Source organism: Arthrobacter sp. efr-133-TYG-120 (assembly GCF_030209785.1).
GTDB lineage: Bacteria > Actinomycetota > Actinomycetes > Actinomycetales > Micrococcaceae > Arthrobacter.
Window position 1 is genome coordinate 41866 of the sequence record NZ_JARVRI010000025.1, and the last position, 13813, is coordinate 55678.

The window sequence follows — 13813 nt, forward strand, 5'->3', positions numbered from 1 at the left end:
CGCGAGCAGCCAGATGCCCGGGCAGAACCACCTGTGCCCCGGCCGGAGCCGGGCAGGACCGTGGATGAAGGGGACGGGCCGGGTCTACGATAAAAATGTCCGGCCCGCACGGGCCGGCCCGTCCCCCTTGAGAGGAGCCGTCATGGGTCTGGGTGACAAAATCAAGCACGCCGCCGAAAAGGTCGGCGGCAAAGCCAAAGAAGCAACCGGCGACGCCACGGATAACGACAGGCTGAAAGCCGAAGGCAAGGCCGCACAAGCCAAAGCGGAGCTGAAGCAGGCCGCAGACAAAGTGAAGGACGCCTTCAAAAAGCACTGACGGGAAACGCCGGGAGCACCACGTGTTCCACCATGGGTCCGGGTCTCCTCGCCCGCGTCCCGCCTGGGCTGGCCGGCGACACCGCCGGGAACGAGCAGGCCGAGGGTCCGGACTGCGGGTGCGGCCGGGGCCGTATCCGCCGGTCTTTTGGCTGTGAACAGCGTCGGTGATCGACAGTTCAGCGGCGCCAGATGACCGTGATGGCCTCACCATCGGGCACGGCCTGGATATGCAAGGAGACGTCCAGGCCCCCGGGATCACGGCACGGGTTCGTGCCTGTAGCGGCGATGATCTCCTGGATCAGCCGGTCCAAGGCCAGTGCCATGGCCCGCCCCCAGTCCCCGGGACGGGTGCTGGAGGCCTCCACGGTCACCGAACGGACGGCCTCTGTGGTGGGCCGCGGGTCTGTCTGCATAACGGTCTCCATCTGCGTTTCTGCACCAGGAAATGCGGTGCCCGTGATGCGCAGACAGACCTCCAACCAGGTGCAGGTGGTCCGTTGCCGTCCCCGGCGGCGGGCCCCGCGTCACCTCGTTGGCCTCCGCAGCAGGTATGCCCAGTCTAGAAGCGCGGCAACCTGGCCGTCCACGGCACGGACCGACAGGCACCGGCACAGGCGGGCCGTCCGGGACCTCCGGCATGACACGCATGTTGCCCGGAAGCGATCCCGCCGCCGCCCCGGTGCCTGGGCCCGGCATTCCCATCCGCCTCACGGCCAGGACGAGGTGGCTGCCGCGGAACGCGGGTTTCCCTCGGTGCCCGGGGCTATATGCGTCAAATCTTCGCGTTTGATGGGTCGGGGCACGGTGCTCCCGGGCTGTCCGGTGTGGTGGGTGGTGCTTTTTCGGTATCGGAGGGGTTCATGGAAGTCTGGGCGGGCAGTGCCTATCCCTTGGGGGCGACGTATGACGGCAGCGGCACCAACTTCGCCATCTTCAGCGAAGCGGCCAGTGCGGTGTATCTGTGCCTGTTCGATGAGCGAGGGTCCGAGCAGCGGATTGCCCTGGAGGCTGTGGACGCGTTCGTCTGGCACTGCTACCTGCCCCATATGCTCCCGGGACAGTCGTACGGTTACCGGGTGGAGGGGCCCTATGACCCGGCCAACGGGATGCGATGTAACCCGGCCAAGCTGCTGCTGGACCCGTACGCGAAAGCGGCCAGCGGGGACATCGCTTGGGGGCAAGCCATGTTCTCCTACGATCCGGGCGATCCGCTCTCGTTGAATACAAGCGATTCGGCCGGCTCGACGATGCGGTCGGTGGTGATCAGCCCGTTCTTCGACTGGCAGGGCGACCGCCCCCTGCGGGTCCCGTACAGCGACTCGCTCATCTACGAAACCCATGTCAAAGGCATGACCATGCTCCACCCCGAGGTGCCCGTGGAGGAACGCGGCACCTTCGCGGGCCTGGCGCATCCGGCCGTGATCGAGCACCTGCAAAGACTCGGCGTTACCGCGATCGAGCTGATGCCGGTGCACCAATTCGTGCACGACAGCCTGCTCAGGGAGAAGGGTCTGTCCAACTACTGGGGCTACAACACCGTCGGGTTCTTCGCCCCGCACAACGGCTACAGCTCCACGCATGTGCCCGGGCAGCAGGTCCAGGAGTTCAAAGCCATGGTCCGTTCCCTGCACGCCGCCGGGATGGAGATCATCCTCGATGTCGTCTATAACCACACTGCCGAAGGGAACCACCTCGGCCCGACCCTGTCGTTCAAAGGCATCGACAACCAGGCCTACTACCGCCTGGTCGCGGGCGACAAGCAGTATTACATGGACTACACGGGCACGGGGAACACGGTCAACGTGCGCCACCCGCACGTCCTGCAGCTCCTGATGGACTCCCTGCGTTACTGGGTGACGGAGATGCATGTGGACGGGTTCCGCTTCGATCTGGCGGCCACCCTGGCCCGCGAGTTCTACGAGGTGGACCGGTTGTCAAGCTTCTTCGACCTGGTCCAGCAGGACCCGGTCGTGTCCCAGGTGAAGCTGATCGCCGAGCCCTGGGACGTGGGCCCCGGCGGCTACCAGGTGGGAAACTTCCCGCCGCTGTGGACCGAATGGAACGGCAAGTATCGGGATGCGGTGCGTGACTTCTGGCGCGGCGAACCCTCGACCCTTGGCGAATTCGCCGCCCGGCTTGCCGGCTCCGCGGACCTGTACGGGTCATCAGGCCGGCGTCCGGTGGCCTCCGTCAACTTCGTCACCGCTCACGACGGCTTCACCCTGCATGACCTCGTCTCGTACAACGAGAAGCACAACGAGACCAACGGGGCCGGCAACAACGACGGCGAGACCCACAACCGGTCCTGGAACTGCGGCGCCGAGGGACCCATCGACGATGAAAGCGTGCTCGTGCTGCGTGCCCGCCAGCAACGGAACTTCATTGCCACCCTGATGCTCTCCCAAGGCGTCCCGATGCTGCTCCACGGTGATGAGCTGGGCCGCACCCAGGAGGGCAACAACAACGCATACTGCCAGGACTCGGAGCTGAGCTGGATCCACTGGGAAAGCACGGACAAGCCGCTGACCGAGTTCGCCGCCGCAGCCGCCCGGCTGCGGCGGGACCATGCGACCTTCCGGCGGAACAGGTTTTTTGAAGGGCGTCCGGTCAAGCGCAGGGAAGGCCAGCCGCTTCCGGACATCGTCTGGCTGAACACGGACGCGTCCGTGATGGTGCCCGAGGACTGGAACAACCCGCTTGCCCGGGCGCTCGGGGTCTTCTACAACGGCGCCGGGATCGGCAGGGACGACCGGGGCCGCTCCGTGACGGATGTGAACTTCCTCCTCTGCTTCAACTCCGGGGACGACGCGGTGTCCTTCACCCTTCCCCCGGCCGAATACGCGTCGCGGTGGGAACAGGTCCTGGACACCGCCGGAGAACGCGCAGGCACGGCCTTCCTGGACGCGGGCGGCGTGCTCGATGTAGCGGGCAAATCGGTCCTGGTCCTGCGGGCCTACACACCGCCGGCCAAGGAGCCGGACCGCTCGGTCGCCGCATCCCTGGCCCTGCTCGCCGCAACCAAGGGCCCGGCGAGCCCCGCACGTGCCTCTGGAAGTCCGGTCACCGGCTCCGGAACCTGGGCTCCCGGCCGGGCAGCAACGGAGAATCTGTCCCCCCGGCCCGGCGGCGCAGGCCACGGCGGTGGTCCGGGCGGACAGGAGCGGTGCGGCGCTATCCGCTCCGGCGGCCGGCGCGGCGGGTGAGGAGCACGCAGGCACCTGCCAACAGCAGGATGAATCCCGGGAAGCCGATGCCCGGAAGGCGGGCGGCCATGGCCATGACGATCAGTTCAATGCCCGCGACGGTCAGGGCCAGGCCGATGGAACGGCGAAGCCACCGGAGGGCCGGCCTGCCGGTGCTCAGTTCCCGCGCGAGAACCGGATCCTGGGCTGCCAGATCCGATTCGAGTTCCCGGAGCCGCCTGCGTTCAGAGTCGGACAACGGCATCGAGATCCCTCCACCTGGCCCCTCAGGCCGCCCGGGGGCGGGGAAGTTCCATCTGGAAACCGCAGCGGCAATGCAGCACCCGGGTCCGGGGGTAAACCTCCAGGAGCCTGCGCCCGGTGTTTTTCGCCGCCTCCGAAGCGACGCTCCGGCCGGCCGGGCGGCCCAGGGTCATGGGCTCGCCGCAGTGCGTGTAGATGCCGGGCTGCTCATCGCCCGGGACGGGCAGGATCCCGGCCAGGACCTTCGGGTCCAGGGCGCCCGCGGGGACCTGGTGGGCGTAGTAGCCCTCGCATTCGGTGCAGGTGTAGCTGACGTCCAGTTCACCGGCCGGACCGCCGGCCGGGAACGCAGCGGTTTCGAAGATCAGGAACTCGTCGCTGTCGCACGTCCCGCACCACGGACGGTTCCCGCCCGCATGGTCACTGTGTGTTGTTTTCAGGGCCGTTGACGTCATTGTCATCTTCTCCATTTCCACATGTCTCGTTGCGGGTCAGTGGTGCGGTGTCTTCTTTGCGGGGCGCAGGCCAGCCATGCGCAGGGCGGTCCGGAAGGCCTGATGGGGGACGGGGACTTTCCGGTTCAGGCCGCACCAGCTGACGTAGAGGAGGTAGGACGCATCGGCGTCGAGGCGTGCATTGCCGGCGGCTGCGCGGATGCTGCAGTCCTGGAGGAACTGGATGATCTGTTGAGGGGTCATTGGGTACTCCGGGAATGTCTGTCAGGGCCCGGGCCGCGGCGGAAGGGCCGGTCCCCGGGGCGGATCCGATGGACGGTTCACCGCCGGGTTTGCCGGTTGCCTGATCCGGGTGGTCCGGGGGCGGCTTTCAGGGTTGGGTTCCGTAGATGAATTCCTTGGCGTGCGCGACGGCTTTCCGGAAGGCGTCGTTGCGCAGGGTGACTTGCTCAGGGTTTTTGGGGTCGGTTTCGAGGTAGTTCGTGTGCCCGGGGCGCAGGACCCAGATGTCGCCGGCCGGGGGCAGGTAGAACACCCCGAAGGAGCGGTGCCGGGGGTCCCCGGTCCAGATCGGCACGACCGCGACCGCGGCGCCGGTGTCCGGGTTGATCCATTGGGCCCGGGGCATGGGTTGTTCGTGGGTTTCCGGGTCCAGGAACGGCGCTGTTCCTTTGCCCCACCGCTTCTCGAAGCGTTCGTAGAACGCGGGCATCAACTGGCTGTCGTACGGACGCCAGGCACTCATGGGGTCTCCTTCGTCATGGTGCTTTCGGGTCGGACGGTGGCCAGTGCGGGATCCGCCGGATCAACGTGTAGCCGGGCGGATACGGGCCCGGCCACGCCGGCGGTGCGTCGGACCGTCCGGCGGCCGGCTCCCAGATGACCGGTCCGATCAGCAACGAGGCGGCCGGAAGCAGCGGATCCGGCGGCCGTACCAGGGGTTCCCGGGGGTGCGGTTCGGTCGGAGCCGGCCGCGGGTGGTCCCTGTCGTAGGCTGCCCGCTTTTCCGCGTTGCCCAGGATGGCATAGGCGTTCATCACGTCCTGCAGCTCCTTCTGTGATTCGGGCGTCGTCGGGCCGGTGCCGTGTCCGCGGGCCGGCCGGGTGTCCGGGTGCCGGCTGCGCATCTGCGCGCGGTAAGCACGGCCCACCTCCCGCGCCGTGGCGGTCGGGTCAATGTGCAGGATCTCGTAGGGGTCCGGGCCGTTGGTCTTCATTGTTGGTGGTGCCGTGTGTTCATCTGGGGACAGGGATGGTCCCCGGTCCGTTCAGCCGGGGACCATCGTTGCGGGAGTCATCCTCGGGGGCCTGTATCTGTGCGCTATCCGCGCCGTGGCGTGGTCTGCGAAACCCCATCACCCAATTACGTGTTGGCCGCCGAGGCGCTCCCGGTCCGGGAAGCCGTACCGGTGCTCAGGCGCTGATCTCCTGGCGCTGGTTCGCCGTGGTATCGATTTCGATCCGGCGCGGCTTTGCCTTCTCCGCCACCGGGATGCGCAGGGTCAGGACCCCGCCGTCGTAGCTTGCCTTCACTCCGTCGGTGTCCAGTGCGTCGCCGAGAATGAGCTGGCGGCTGAACACGCCGCGGGGACGTTCGGAGGCAATCAGTTCCGTGCCCTCGCCGACGGGGTCCGGGCGTTCGGCCTTGACGGTCAGCACGTTTTGTTCGACGTCGATGTCCACCGAGTCAACGGTGACTCCGGGCAGGTCGAAGGCGACCACGAAATCGTCGCCTTCGCGCCAGGCGTCCATCGGCATCGCCGCAGGCCGTGCCGTCGTTCCGAGGACCTGTTCGGCGAGCCGGTCGAATTCACGGAAGGGGTCCGTTCGCATCAGCATGGTGTGTCACTCCTTGCAGATCGCAGCTTTTTTGTTGTCAACCCAGCCGATCTATGGTGGCTGGTATATATTTCTTATAGCACTGCGACCGGGGCGTGGCAAGCCTGATTTTGGGAAGATTTGGAGGTGGGCGATGGCAGGCGGTAACGACGCGGGCAGGGGGGTGTACGCGATTTCCGTCGCGGCGGAGCTGGTGGGCATGGGGCAGCAGAACTTGCGCCTGTACGAACGCAGGGGCCTGATCGAACCCGGCCGGACCCTGGGCGGGACCCGCCAGTACAGCGAGGAGGATCTGGCGACCTTGCGGCGGATCGGTGAGCTGCTGGACCTGGGCCTGAACCTGGCAGGCATCGGGATGGTCCTGCGCCTGGAAGCAGAGAACCGTCGCCTCCAGCGGGAACTCCGTTCCGCCACTGCTGAGCGCGCGAACGCCAGGACCCGGTCAGGATGAGACGAACAGGGCTTTTCCTTCTCCTCACCATTCAGGGTTTCGTGCTTCAAAGGTTGCGTTGACGACGTTCACGATGGCCTGCCGCAGGTTGTCTTTGGTGATGTAGGTTCTGCGCACGTGTCGTAGTTCTCGTTCGGTCTCGGCGTGGCCGCTGGCGTCGGCGATCGCTTTGATGCCCATGTTCGTGCCCAGCCCGAACTGGGCACCACGATCGCTCCCTATCTGTTCCTCTGGCAAAGCGCGCACCGGATCGAGGAGATGACCTCGGAGGCGATAAGGCCGTCGGGCTGGATGACAACTCGGCGCCGGCCGCTCACCGCAAGCTCCGAAACGCCCGCGCGGACGTGTTCATCGGGATGTTCTTCTCCGTCCTGGTCATGTTCGCAATTATCGCGGCCACCGCGACGACCCTGGGAAAGAACGGCACGGACATCAAGACCGCCGCGCACGCGGCCAAGGCCTTGGAACCCATCGCGGGACCTGCCGCGAAGTTCCTGTTCGCAGCTGGGTTCGTTGGTTCCGGGATCCTCGCGGTGCCCGTCCTTGCAGCCTCGGGCTCCGCGGGGCTGGCCGGACTGCTCGGCAAGAACTGGGGGTTCGACCGGCGTCCCAGTAAGGCGCGCACGTTCTATGTGCTTCTTGGTATGGGAACGCTCGGCGGCGTCATCATCAGTCTCTTCGACTCCGACCCCATCGGACTGCTGGTCCTCAGTGCCATCATCAACGGGATCGCCGCCGCACCGTTCCTCATCGTCACAATGCTCATCGCCAGGGACAAGGACCTCATGGGCGAATACCGCAACGGAAAACTCGCCGCCACCTTCGGCTGGGACACGACCGCGATAATGGTGGTCGCGGGCGCCGTCGGCATCTGGACCGCTGTCACCGGCAAAGCCTAAGCCGATCATCGTGACCGACGAGCGACCTGAGTTTATTGATCGCTCTTGATATTTCCTTGGTGTTGGTGGTCGTCGACGACGTCCGTGGCGTCGTTCCGGCGTCGATTCCTGAGCTCGGGCGGAGTAAGTTCCAAGGGCGGCAAGCCGAGGGCCTTCCGCTTGCGGGAGGAGCGGAGGTTTGCGTAGACCAAATAGAAGAAGAAGCTCAGTGACGGGACCAGCATGACAAAGATCCACGGGAGGTTTCCCACGTGCGCCCCCTTTCAGTGAAGAGTTGGACGAAGGTCGGAAGTCGAGCCGTCCTCTAGGCCGGCGCTAACGGTGTGCTGCGCGCTAAGCCTCTCGCCGTCGGCGATTTCTTCTTCTTCGTGTTTCTCGAGTTTCGCGCTGCGCTTGGTTCCGCGGGGTGGGAGCTGGATGGTTTCTTCGGCGTCGATTCCTGCCTGCAGTTCCCGCCCGCGTTCCATTTCGGCGTCGAATTCTGCACCGAACAGGAGGGACATGTTCAATATCCATAACCACAGGAGCATCACGATGACGCCGCCTATTGCACCGTAGGTCTTGTTGTAGTTGCTGAAGTTGGCCACGTAGAAGCCAAAGCCCAGCGATGCCAGGATGAATGCAAGCAAAGCGATGAAGGAGCCGATGCTCATCCAACGGAACCGCGGCTGCTTCACGTTAGGGGTGACGTAGTACAAGACCGCGATGATCAAGACGACCAACAGGACGACGACGGGCCATTTTGCGATGCTCCAGACCGTCAGGAGGTCCCCGCCAAGGTTGACTGCCCTGCCCGCGGCGTCGGCGATGGGTCCGCTGAGCACGAGCATGCCGGCGATCAGGGCCACGAGCATCACCGCGAAGACGGTGACACCGAGCATGGTTGCCCGGAGTTTCATGAATCCGCGCCCTTCGTCCACTTCGTAGACGCGGTTCATGGCCCTGCTGAAGGCTCCCACGTATCCGGACGCCGACCACAGGGCGGCGACGAGACCAAGTACCAGGGCGAAGCCGGCCGACGTCGAGGTGGTGAGCTCTTCGATGGGCTGGCGGATGGTGTCGATGGTGGATCCCGGGGCGATGCCTTGGAGAAGGTCCAGGAGGGCGGAGATGCTATTTCCTGCCTGCCCGAAAATACCGAGCAGGGAGACGAGCGCAAGCAGCGCGGGGAAAAGGGAAAGCACCGCGTAGTAGGTCAGCCCCGCGGCGGCGTCCGGGCACTGATCCTTGCCGAACTCACGGAAGGTCCTCTTGGCTATGTAGGTCCAGGTTGGCCTGGCGATCTCGGTGGGCCTGTCCGGTTTTCGGGCATCATCCGCATCCGGGGCTGTGGCTGCCTTGGCCTTGCTGCTGTCGGCGGGGTTCTTCGTCGTCATGGATGTCCCTTATTCAAAGCGGGCTCGAGGCGTGCCGTCCTTCATTGATGTATTGGCCGGACAGCACGCCTCCGTCTGGATCAGGCGGGCTCGATCCGGTCCCTGGCCGCGATGGTGGTGTCCGTGACGTCGGAGACGGCGGTTTGGGATTCGTCCTTAACGTTTTCGACTGCCTCGGTGGCCGCGGACTTCACGTTTTCCAGCGCTTCCTGGGCCGGTTCCTGGAGATCCCGGGCCACGTCCTGAGCCGCGGCGGCAAGTTCGGTGGTCAGCGGTTCGGCCGCGTCCTTCAGGGCCGCCGATGCCTCCTTTTCCTTCTCGCTTGCCGGGATCAGGGAGGCCACCAGCAGACCGGCCCCGAAGGCTATCAGCCCGGCAGCCAGCGGGTTGCCTTGCGTTTTGCTGGCGAGGCGGTGGGGGACGTCGCCGATCGCCGCGCCGGCGTCGTCGATTGCTGATCGCCCGCCCTCCGCAACATCATCAGCGGTACCCATGATGTTCTCCTTCACGCCGAAGACGGCATCTTTGACTTTCTCGGTTTGGCGTCGGACCACGTGCGACGGCGTCACCTTGTCGGCCACTGCGTCAACGTTGGTGCCAAGGCGCCGCCGGGTTTCCTCTATCTCGGAACGGATATCATCCGGGTTTTCACTCATCGTTGCTCCTCGCGTGGTTTGAGCGTTTCTGGGATTTCCTGGATTGTTGCGGCCGTCTGGGGCATGCCTTTGACGGCTTTGAGTTCCTTCCGGCCTATCGACGCCAGGACAGCGGTCACGATCGCCCAGAGGACAGCCACGACGACGGCGGACCAGCCCAGGCCCATCAGCTCGCCCAGAGCGTACCAAAGGGCGAGGGAAAGGAAGAGGAGCACAAAATGCCCGGCAACGCCGGCGCCTGCCACCATTCCGGCGCCCTTGCCCGCCTGTGCCGTGGACTGCTTCAGTTCAGCTTTGGCCAGTTCCACTTCCTGGCGCATCAGTGTGGAAATGTCCCGCGTGACCTCTCCGAGAAGGTCTCCCAGCGATGTCGAGTCCGCTTTGGCTTGCGCGGGCGTCGGTGGAATGTGGCTCTCGGTCATCGCGACTCACCGCTCGTGGGCTCGACGCCGGGCCCGTTCCCGCCGTCGGCCGCGTCATTCCCTGCCACGGGAGCCGGAGACCCGAGACGGTGCGAGCGGTCACGGGTGAAGGGGTCTTCGTCTATCCCGCCGTTGGGCCAGGGATCGGCTTCCGGTTCGGTGACCGGCGCGGATTGAGGCAGGGTGGCCGGCGCGCCGGCGGGTGCGACGGTCCCGTGGCCCGAGCCGGTGTCGGGGTTCGAGTATCCAGCGGTCGTGGTGGTGGGGCCGGGGAGCTGGACCGGGGGAGGGGGTACTGTCATCCCTGGTCCGGGGACGAAAGGCTTGGCCTCGTGCGTGGGTTGGATGGGGGCACGTGCGGGGGCCGATCCTTGCGGGGAGCCGTCGGCGCCGGCGCTCAGTCCACGGCTCAGTCGGCCGGCGAGGATGCCTGCTCCGGCGGCCAGGAGGAGAAACGCGCCAGGACGCTGCCGCGCGAAGGTCTTCACTTCGGCCAGGAGGGAGCCCGGATCCCGGTCCTCCAGCCATGTCGCCACGGATGAAGACCGTTCGGCGGCTTGCCGCACCAAATCCGTTGCAACGCCGGGTTGCTCCGAGGCGGTGGCCATGGATTGCAGTTCCTCCGAGATGGACCGAAGGCCTGCGGCCACTTTTTGCTGCTGCTTTCCGGCTTGGTCCGTCAGGTCCAGCCTGGCCTGGTCCAGCAGCTCCCTTGCGCTCGAGTTCACTTCAGAGGCAACGTCCGCGACTTCGGATTTCGCGGTTTCGACCACGTTCTTCGCAGAGTCCTCGGCCTGCGCAGCCACGTTCCCTGCTTCGTTTTTGATGGTTTCCGTCGACGGGATGCCGTTGTTCTGGTTATGCGGCGGGGGTACGTGCTTACCCGCTGGTTGCTCGATGGCCGGCGGGGGCGTGTAATTCCCGTCCCATTGGTTCTCTGTCATCTTCGCTCTCTTTCTAAGAAGGTCTGCTGCGGATCAAGAACCAGAAATACTGGCAGTTAAGATAGTAAGCATGCTTAGCTTCCGAGCGGAACCCCCTGTCCGCCAATCCGGCGGGGAGAAGTCCGCGAACCGAACGGGGAATGGTCCGGGTCGGACGATACTTCCTGCGGCGACTATCGCGACGCGTCGTCCGTTGGCGTGCCCGGGGCCGCTCCACTGGTGAGTTCCTCGCTATCGTTCCGGTGTGCAAGTATTCCAATGGAGCTGGCGTCCAGTCGGTGGAGGAGTGCTCTTGGCCCCGAATAGACCTCGACCGCTCCTGCTTCGAAAAGCTCGGCTGCACTGATCCCGCCGCACGTGAGGCCGATGGTTTCGATGCCGAGCCGGGCCGCAGCCTTGACATCCCAGACGGAATCGCCGACAAATGCCACATCTGCTGCGTTTAGATGCAGCTTTTCAAGTGCGGCCAGAAGAAGGTCGGGGGAGGGCTTGCTCTCAGTAGCGTCGGCTGAACTTGTCGCACAGTCGATCCAGGGTTCGGCGTCGAGAATGCTTCGGAGCACCCGAAGATCCTGCTCGCGTGCCGAGGAGGCCAACGCCACGGCCAATCCTGATTCCGCACACGATTGCAGGAGGGCCCTTGCCGAGTCGAAGGGCCGGATAGCGGGCCAGAAGGTCGAGAATATTGAGCCGTGGGCTCGCTCGACTGTAGCGCGGAAATCCCGATCGGAATCCTCCGGGAGCAGCCGTTCAAGCAGTTTGTCTCCGCCCATGCCGATGTGGCGGTGGATTAATGCCATGGGCACATCCAGTTCCTGTTGCCGGAAGGCCTGCCACCACGCCAATGTGTGGAAATAGGTGGAATCAACCAGGGTTCCGTCCACGTCGAACAGGACCCCGACGTCTTTAGCGCTCTTCGATTGGTCATTCATGAGTGGCAACCTTCCTATGGCTGCTCGCGCCGCGGGCCACGAGGAGATTCCGGGCAACGCTTCCGTAGGTGGGCGGTCCTTGTCCGTCCGGCCCTCAGAGCGCAACAGAGTATAGTAAGTATACTTACCGAAATGAACGCCCGACGTCTATTGCGGAGGCGGCGCAGATCACCCGGAATAGCGCCAGCCCGCGCCCTTCTCGGTAGAAACAGGTAGCCGGTACTCGGGCGCCGGACCGTGTCCACGGCTTACGATCGGCACGAGGGCGATTTCCCCGGAAGCTGCTCTCGGCGGTAGCTGCGCCAATGCCCGGCAGGGGTGACACCGGGCGTTGGCGCGTTTCCTTGCCCTGGGCCGGTGCTCTCGGTTCTTCGGCGCCGTTGCGCGCAGTCTCGCGGGCCCGCTGCGGCGGCCGCGCTCATCGCTCCGTAATGCCCTACTTGCCGTGCCACAGGTGCTATGTGTCCGGGCTTAGTCGCTGCTGTTGAGGATGTAGTCCACCGCGGCTGGTCCTGTCATACGCAAGCCTTGGAAGACGCCCTTCTTGCCTTTCCCGTTCTTTTCCGTCTGGAGGCCCGCAATCCGGAGGGCAGTGCGGAAGGCATGGTCGGGGAGGGGACTTTGCGGTTCAGGGAGCACCAGCTGACGTAGAGCCCATACAACGTGTCGGCGTTCAGTCCTGAATCGTTCGTGTCATCTTTGATGATGCAGTCCTCAAGGAACTGGCCGATCTGTGGAGGGGTCATGGTGTACTCCGGGTAATTGATTTGGTAATCCGGGTATTGTCTATCGGAGCTCGGACCATGGCAGGAGGCTTCTGGGTAGTCCGGGCACGGTATTCAGCGCTGACTTCATAGATGAATTCCTTGGAGCGGCGCTGTTCCTTGTCCCAGCGCTTTTCGAAGCGTTCTTGGGACGCGCGCGTCAATTGACTTTTGTGCGGGTGCAGGTACTCATGGGGGCTCCTTTGCCATTGCGTGGTTGGTTTTCGGCCCTCAACGCCTAATCCGCAGGATCAGGGCGTAGCGGCTGGGATATGACCGTTGCCGGACCGGCATTCCCGGGTACCGTCCGGAGGGCGGCTCCCAGATGACCGGTCCGAACAGCAGCGACGCGGCGGGAAGCGACTGCCCTGGGATACGCACGGAGGCGGCGTCGGGCCGCTGCGGCTTGGCGTTCGCGGCTGGACGCGGGTGCTCCCGGTCATAGGCCGCCCGCTTTTCCGGGTTGCCGAGGATGGCGTAGGCGGCCATGATGTCCTGGAGCTCTTCCTGTAATTGCTGTTCCGCCAGGCTGGGGTGTTCACGGGGTGCATGGGCCGCCCGGGTGTCGGGGTGCAGGCCGCGCATGAGGGTGCGGTAGGCGCGGGTTACCTCGCGGGCCGTGGCGGTGGGGGCGATATGCAGGATGCCGTAAAGGTCGGGGCGGTTGTTCCTCATCGTTGGCGTGTTTTGTGTCTTAGATGCGGGGTGTTCTCGTGGGAGGTGGATGGTCCCCGGCCGGTTCGGCCGGGGACCATCGTTGCGGGAGTCATCCCCGGGGCCTCATCCATCCGTGCGCTGCTCGCGCTGTGGCGTGGTCTGTGAACCCGACCGCCCTCTTTACATGGTGGGCCGCTGTGGTGCTCCCGGTCCGTGAGGCTGCGCCGGGGGTTCAGGCGTTGATCTCCTGGCGCTGTTGTCCGGTGGTTTCGATTTCGATGCGGCGCGGCTTTGCTTTCTCCGCCACCGGAATGCGCAGGGTCAGGACGCCGGCGTCGTAGTTTGCTTTGACACCGTCGGTGTCCAGTGCGTCGCCGAGAATGAGTTGTCGGCTGAAGACGCCGCGGGGGCGTTCGGAGGCGATCAGTTCCGTGTCCTCGCCGACGGGGTCCGGGCGCTCGGCCTTGACGGTCAGGACGTTGCGTTCGACGTCGATGTCCACCGAGTCCACGTTGACTCCGGGCAGATCGAAGGCGACCACGAAGTCCTCGCCTTCCCGCCAGGCGTCCATCGGCATGGCCGCCGGCCGGGTTGTGGTGCCGAGTACTTGTTCGGCGAGCCGGTCGAATTCACGGAAGGGGTCCGTTCGCA

Annotated in this window: 21 protein-coding genes; 4 read left to right on the top strand and 17 right to left on the bottom strand. The window is 65.2% G+C overall.

The window, feature by feature from the left end; genetic code table 11:
- Window positions 1-142 precede the first annotated feature (142 nt).
- Window positions 143-319, top strand: a complete 177-nt coding sequence (locus tag QRN51_RS14400; protein WP_268023425.1) for a CsbD family protein — start codon at window positions 143-145, stop codon at window positions 317-319.
- A gap of 178 nt (window positions 320-497) precedes the next feature.
- Here QRN51_RS14400 and QRN51_RS14405 read toward each other — a convergent pair whose 3' ends face one another.
- Complete coding sequence (locus QRN51_RS14405) at window positions 498-734, bottom strand: hypothetical protein (protein ID WP_284990526.1); 237 nt, start codon at window positions 732-734, stop codon at window positions 498-500.
- A 447-nt stretch (window positions 735-1181) separates the two neighbouring features.
- Here QRN51_RS14405 and glgX point away from each other — a divergent pair, with 447 nt between their 5' ends.
- Window positions 1182-3524, top strand: coding sequence for a glycogen debranching protein GlgX (gene glgX, locus QRN51_RS14410; RefSeq protein ID WP_284990527.1), 2343 nt, complete (start codon window positions 1182-1184; stop codon window positions 3522-3524).
- Here glgX and QRN51_RS14415 read toward each other — a convergent pair.
- The 6 genes from QRN51_RS14415 to QRN51_RS14440 form a co-directional block, all read right to left on the bottom strand.
- Complete coding sequence (locus tag QRN51_RS14415; protein ID WP_284990528.1) at window positions 3493-3768, bottom strand: DUF3040 domain-containing protein; 276 nt, start codon at window positions 3766-3768, stop codon at window positions 3493-3495. The two genes, glgX and QRN51_RS14415, sit on opposite strands and share 32 nt — an antisense overlap.
- Before the next feature lie 22 nt (window positions 3769-3790).
- Entirely contained in the window at window positions 3791-4237 is a 447-nt protein-coding gene (locus tag QRN51_RS14420; RefSeq protein WP_284990529.1) for a hypothetical protein, read from the bottom strand.
- A 21-nt stretch (window positions 4238-4258) separates the two neighbouring features.
- Window positions 4259-4465 (bottom strand): hypothetical protein, encoded by a 207-nt coding sequence (locus QRN51_RS14425; RefSeq protein ID WP_284990531.1) that lies wholly within the window; start codon window positions 4463-4465, stop codon window positions 4259-4261.
- Between the two features lie 127 nt (window positions 4466-4592).
- Complete coding sequence (locus QRN51_RS14430) at window positions 4593-4967, bottom strand: hypothetical protein (protein ID WP_284990532.1); 375 nt, start codon at window positions 4965-4967, stop codon at window positions 4593-4595.
- Window positions 4968-4980: 13 nt separating this feature from the next.
- Window positions 4981-5439 (bottom strand): J domain-containing protein, encoded by a 459-nt coding sequence (locus tag QRN51_RS14435; RefSeq protein ID WP_284990533.1) that lies wholly within the window; start codon window positions 5437-5439, stop codon window positions 4981-4983.
- Between the two features lie 196 nt (window positions 5440-5635).
- The gene (locus tag QRN51_RS14440) at window positions 5636-6061 is read right to left on the bottom strand and encodes an Hsp20/alpha crystallin family protein (RefSeq protein WP_284990534.1); all 426 of its coding nucleotides are present in this window, start codon (window positions 6059-6061) and stop codon (window positions 5636-5638) included.
- A gap of 133 nt (window positions 6062-6194) precedes the next feature.
- Between QRN51_RS14440 and QRN51_RS14445 the strand changes: the two genes are divergently transcribed.
- Window positions 6195-6512: a MerR family transcriptional regulator gene (locus QRN51_RS14445; RefSeq protein ID WP_284990535.1), complete on the top strand. Its 318-nt coding sequence runs from the start codon at window positions 6195-6197 to the stop codon at window positions 6510-6512.
- 24 nt (window positions 6513-6536) lie between these two features.
- Here QRN51_RS14445 and QRN51_RS14450 read toward each other — a convergent pair whose 3' ends face one another.
- On the bottom strand, window positions 6537-6758 hold the full coding sequence (locus QRN51_RS14450; RefSeq protein ID WP_284990536.1) for a Tn3 family transposase: 222 nt from the start codon (window positions 6756-6758) through the stop codon (window positions 6537-6539).
- Between the two features lie 41 nt (window positions 6759-6799).
- Between QRN51_RS14450 and QRN51_RS14455 the strand changes: the two genes are divergently transcribed.
- A complete protein-coding gene (locus QRN51_RS14455; protein WP_284990547.1) occupies window positions 6800-7411 on the top strand; it encodes an NRAMP family divalent metal transporter in 612 nt (203 codons plus the stop codon).
- A gap of 32 nt (window positions 7412-7443) precedes the next feature.
- Here the strand turns inward: QRN51_RS14455 and QRN51_RS14460 are convergent, their stop codons facing one another.
- The 9 genes from QRN51_RS14460 to QRN51_RS14500 form a co-directional block, all read right to left on the bottom strand.
- The gene (locus tag QRN51_RS14460; RefSeq protein WP_284990537.1) at window positions 7444-7662 is read right to left on the bottom strand and encodes a hypothetical protein; all 219 of its coding nucleotides are present in this window, start codon (window positions 7660-7662) and stop codon (window positions 7444-7446) included.
- 12 nt (window positions 7663-7674) lie between these two features.
- Window positions 7675-8787: a YihY/virulence factor BrkB family protein gene (locus QRN51_RS14465; RefSeq protein ID WP_284990538.1), complete on the bottom strand. Its 1113-nt coding sequence runs from the start codon at window positions 8785-8787 to the stop codon at window positions 7675-7677.
- Between the two features lie 80 nt (window positions 8788-8867).
- Complete coding sequence (locus tag QRN51_RS14470; protein ID WP_284990539.1) at window positions 8868-9443, bottom strand: DUF3618 domain-containing protein; 576 nt, start codon at window positions 9441-9443, stop codon at window positions 8868-8870.
- Window positions 9440-9865, bottom strand: coding sequence for a phage holin family protein (locus QRN51_RS14475; RefSeq protein WP_284990540.1), 426 nt, complete (start codon window positions 9863-9865; stop codon window positions 9440-9442). The genes QRN51_RS14470 and QRN51_RS14475 overlap by 4 nt, the downstream gene beginning before the upstream one ends.
- A complete protein-coding gene (locus tag QRN51_RS14480) occupies window positions 9862-10809 on the bottom strand; it encodes a hypothetical protein (RefSeq protein ID WP_284990541.1) in 948 nt (315 codons plus the stop codon). The genes QRN51_RS14475 and QRN51_RS14480 overlap by 4 nt, the downstream gene beginning before the upstream one ends.
- A gap of 173 nt (window positions 10810-10982) precedes the next feature.
- Window positions 10983-11741 carry an HAD family hydrolase gene (locus tag QRN51_RS14485; protein ID WP_284990542.1) on the bottom strand — a complete coding sequence of 253 codons (759 nt, stop codon included), beginning with the start codon at window positions 11739-11741 and terminating at the stop codon, window positions 10983-10985.
- Window positions 11742-12212: 471 nt separating this feature from the next.
- Window positions 12213-12380, bottom strand: coding sequence for a hypothetical protein (locus QRN51_RS14490; protein WP_284990543.1), 168 nt, complete (start codon window positions 12378-12380; stop codon window positions 12213-12215).
- Between the two features lie 356 nt (window positions 12381-12736).
- The gene (locus tag QRN51_RS14495) at window positions 12737-13180 is read right to left on the bottom strand and encodes a J domain-containing protein (RefSeq protein WP_284990544.1); all 444 of its coding nucleotides are present in this window, start codon (window positions 13178-13180) and stop codon (window positions 12737-12739) included.
- A 214-nt stretch (window positions 13181-13394) separates the two neighbouring features.
- Window positions 13395-13813: Hsp20/alpha crystallin family protein (locus tag QRN51_RS14500; RefSeq protein WP_284990545.1), on the bottom strand; the 419-nt coding region annotated here is incomplete at its 5' end.

Bases quoted from the DNA above. Each gene is read 5' to 3' on its own strand.
- QRN51_RS14400 (WP_268023425.1), top strand. From the start codon at position 143: ATGGGTCTGGGTGACAAAATCAAGCACGCCGCCGAAAAGGTCGGCGGC.
- QRN51_RS14405 (WP_284990526.1), bottom strand. From the start codon at position 734: ATGCAGACAGACCCGCGGCCCACCACAGAGGCCGTCCGTTCGGTGACC.
- glgX (WP_284990527.1), top strand. From the start codon at position 1,182: ATGGAAGTCTGGGCGGGCAGTGCCTATCCCTTGGGGGCGACGTATGAC.
- QRN51_RS14415 (WP_284990528.1), bottom strand. From the start codon at position 3,768: ATGCCGTTGTCCGACTCTGAACGCAGGCGGCTCCGGGAACTCGAATCG.
- QRN51_RS14420 (WP_284990529.1), bottom strand. From the start codon at position 4,237: ATGGAGAAGATGACAATGACGTCAACGGCCCTGAAAACAACACACAGT.
- QRN51_RS14425 (WP_284990531.1), bottom strand. From the start codon at position 4,465: ATGACCCCTCAACAGATCATCCAGTTCCTCCAGGACTGCAGCATCCGC.
- QRN51_RS14430 (WP_284990532.1), bottom strand. From the start codon at position 4,967: ATGAGTGCCTGGCGTCCGTACGACAGCCAGTTGATGCCCGCGTTCTAC.
- QRN51_RS14435 (WP_284990533.1), bottom strand. From the start codon at position 5,439: ATGAAGACCAACGGCCCGGACCCCTACGAGATCCTGCACATTGACCCG.
- QRN51_RS14440 (WP_284990534.1), bottom strand. From the start codon at position 6,061: ATGCTGATGCGAACGGACCCCTTCCGTGAATTCGACCGGCTCGCCGAA.
- QRN51_RS14445 (WP_284990535.1), top strand. From the start codon at position 6,195: ATGGCAGGCGGTAACGACGCGGGCAGGGGGGTGTACGCGATTTCCGTC.
- QRN51_RS14465 (WP_284990538.1), bottom strand. From the start codon at position 8,787: ATGACGACGAAGAACCCCGCCGACAGCAGCAAGGCCAAGGCAGCCACA.
- QRN51_RS14470 (WP_284990539.1), bottom strand. From the start codon at position 9,443: ATGAGTGAAAACCCGGATGATATCCGTTCCGAGATAGAGGAAACCCGG.
- QRN51_RS14475 (WP_284990540.1), bottom strand. From the start codon at position 9,865: ATGACCGAGAGCCACATTCCACCGACGCCCGCGCAAGCCAAAGCGGAC.
- QRN51_RS14480 (WP_284990541.1), bottom strand. From the start codon at position 10,809: ATGACAGAGAACCAATGGGACGGGAATTACACGCCCCCGCCGGCCATC.
- QRN51_RS14485 (WP_284990542.1), bottom strand. From the start codon at position 11,741: ATGAATGACCAATCGAAGAGCGCTAAAGACGTCGGGGTCCTGTTCGAC.
- QRN51_RS14495 (WP_284990544.1), bottom strand. From the start codon at position 13,180: ATGAGGAACAACCGCCCCGACCTTTACGGCATCCTGCATATCGCCCCC.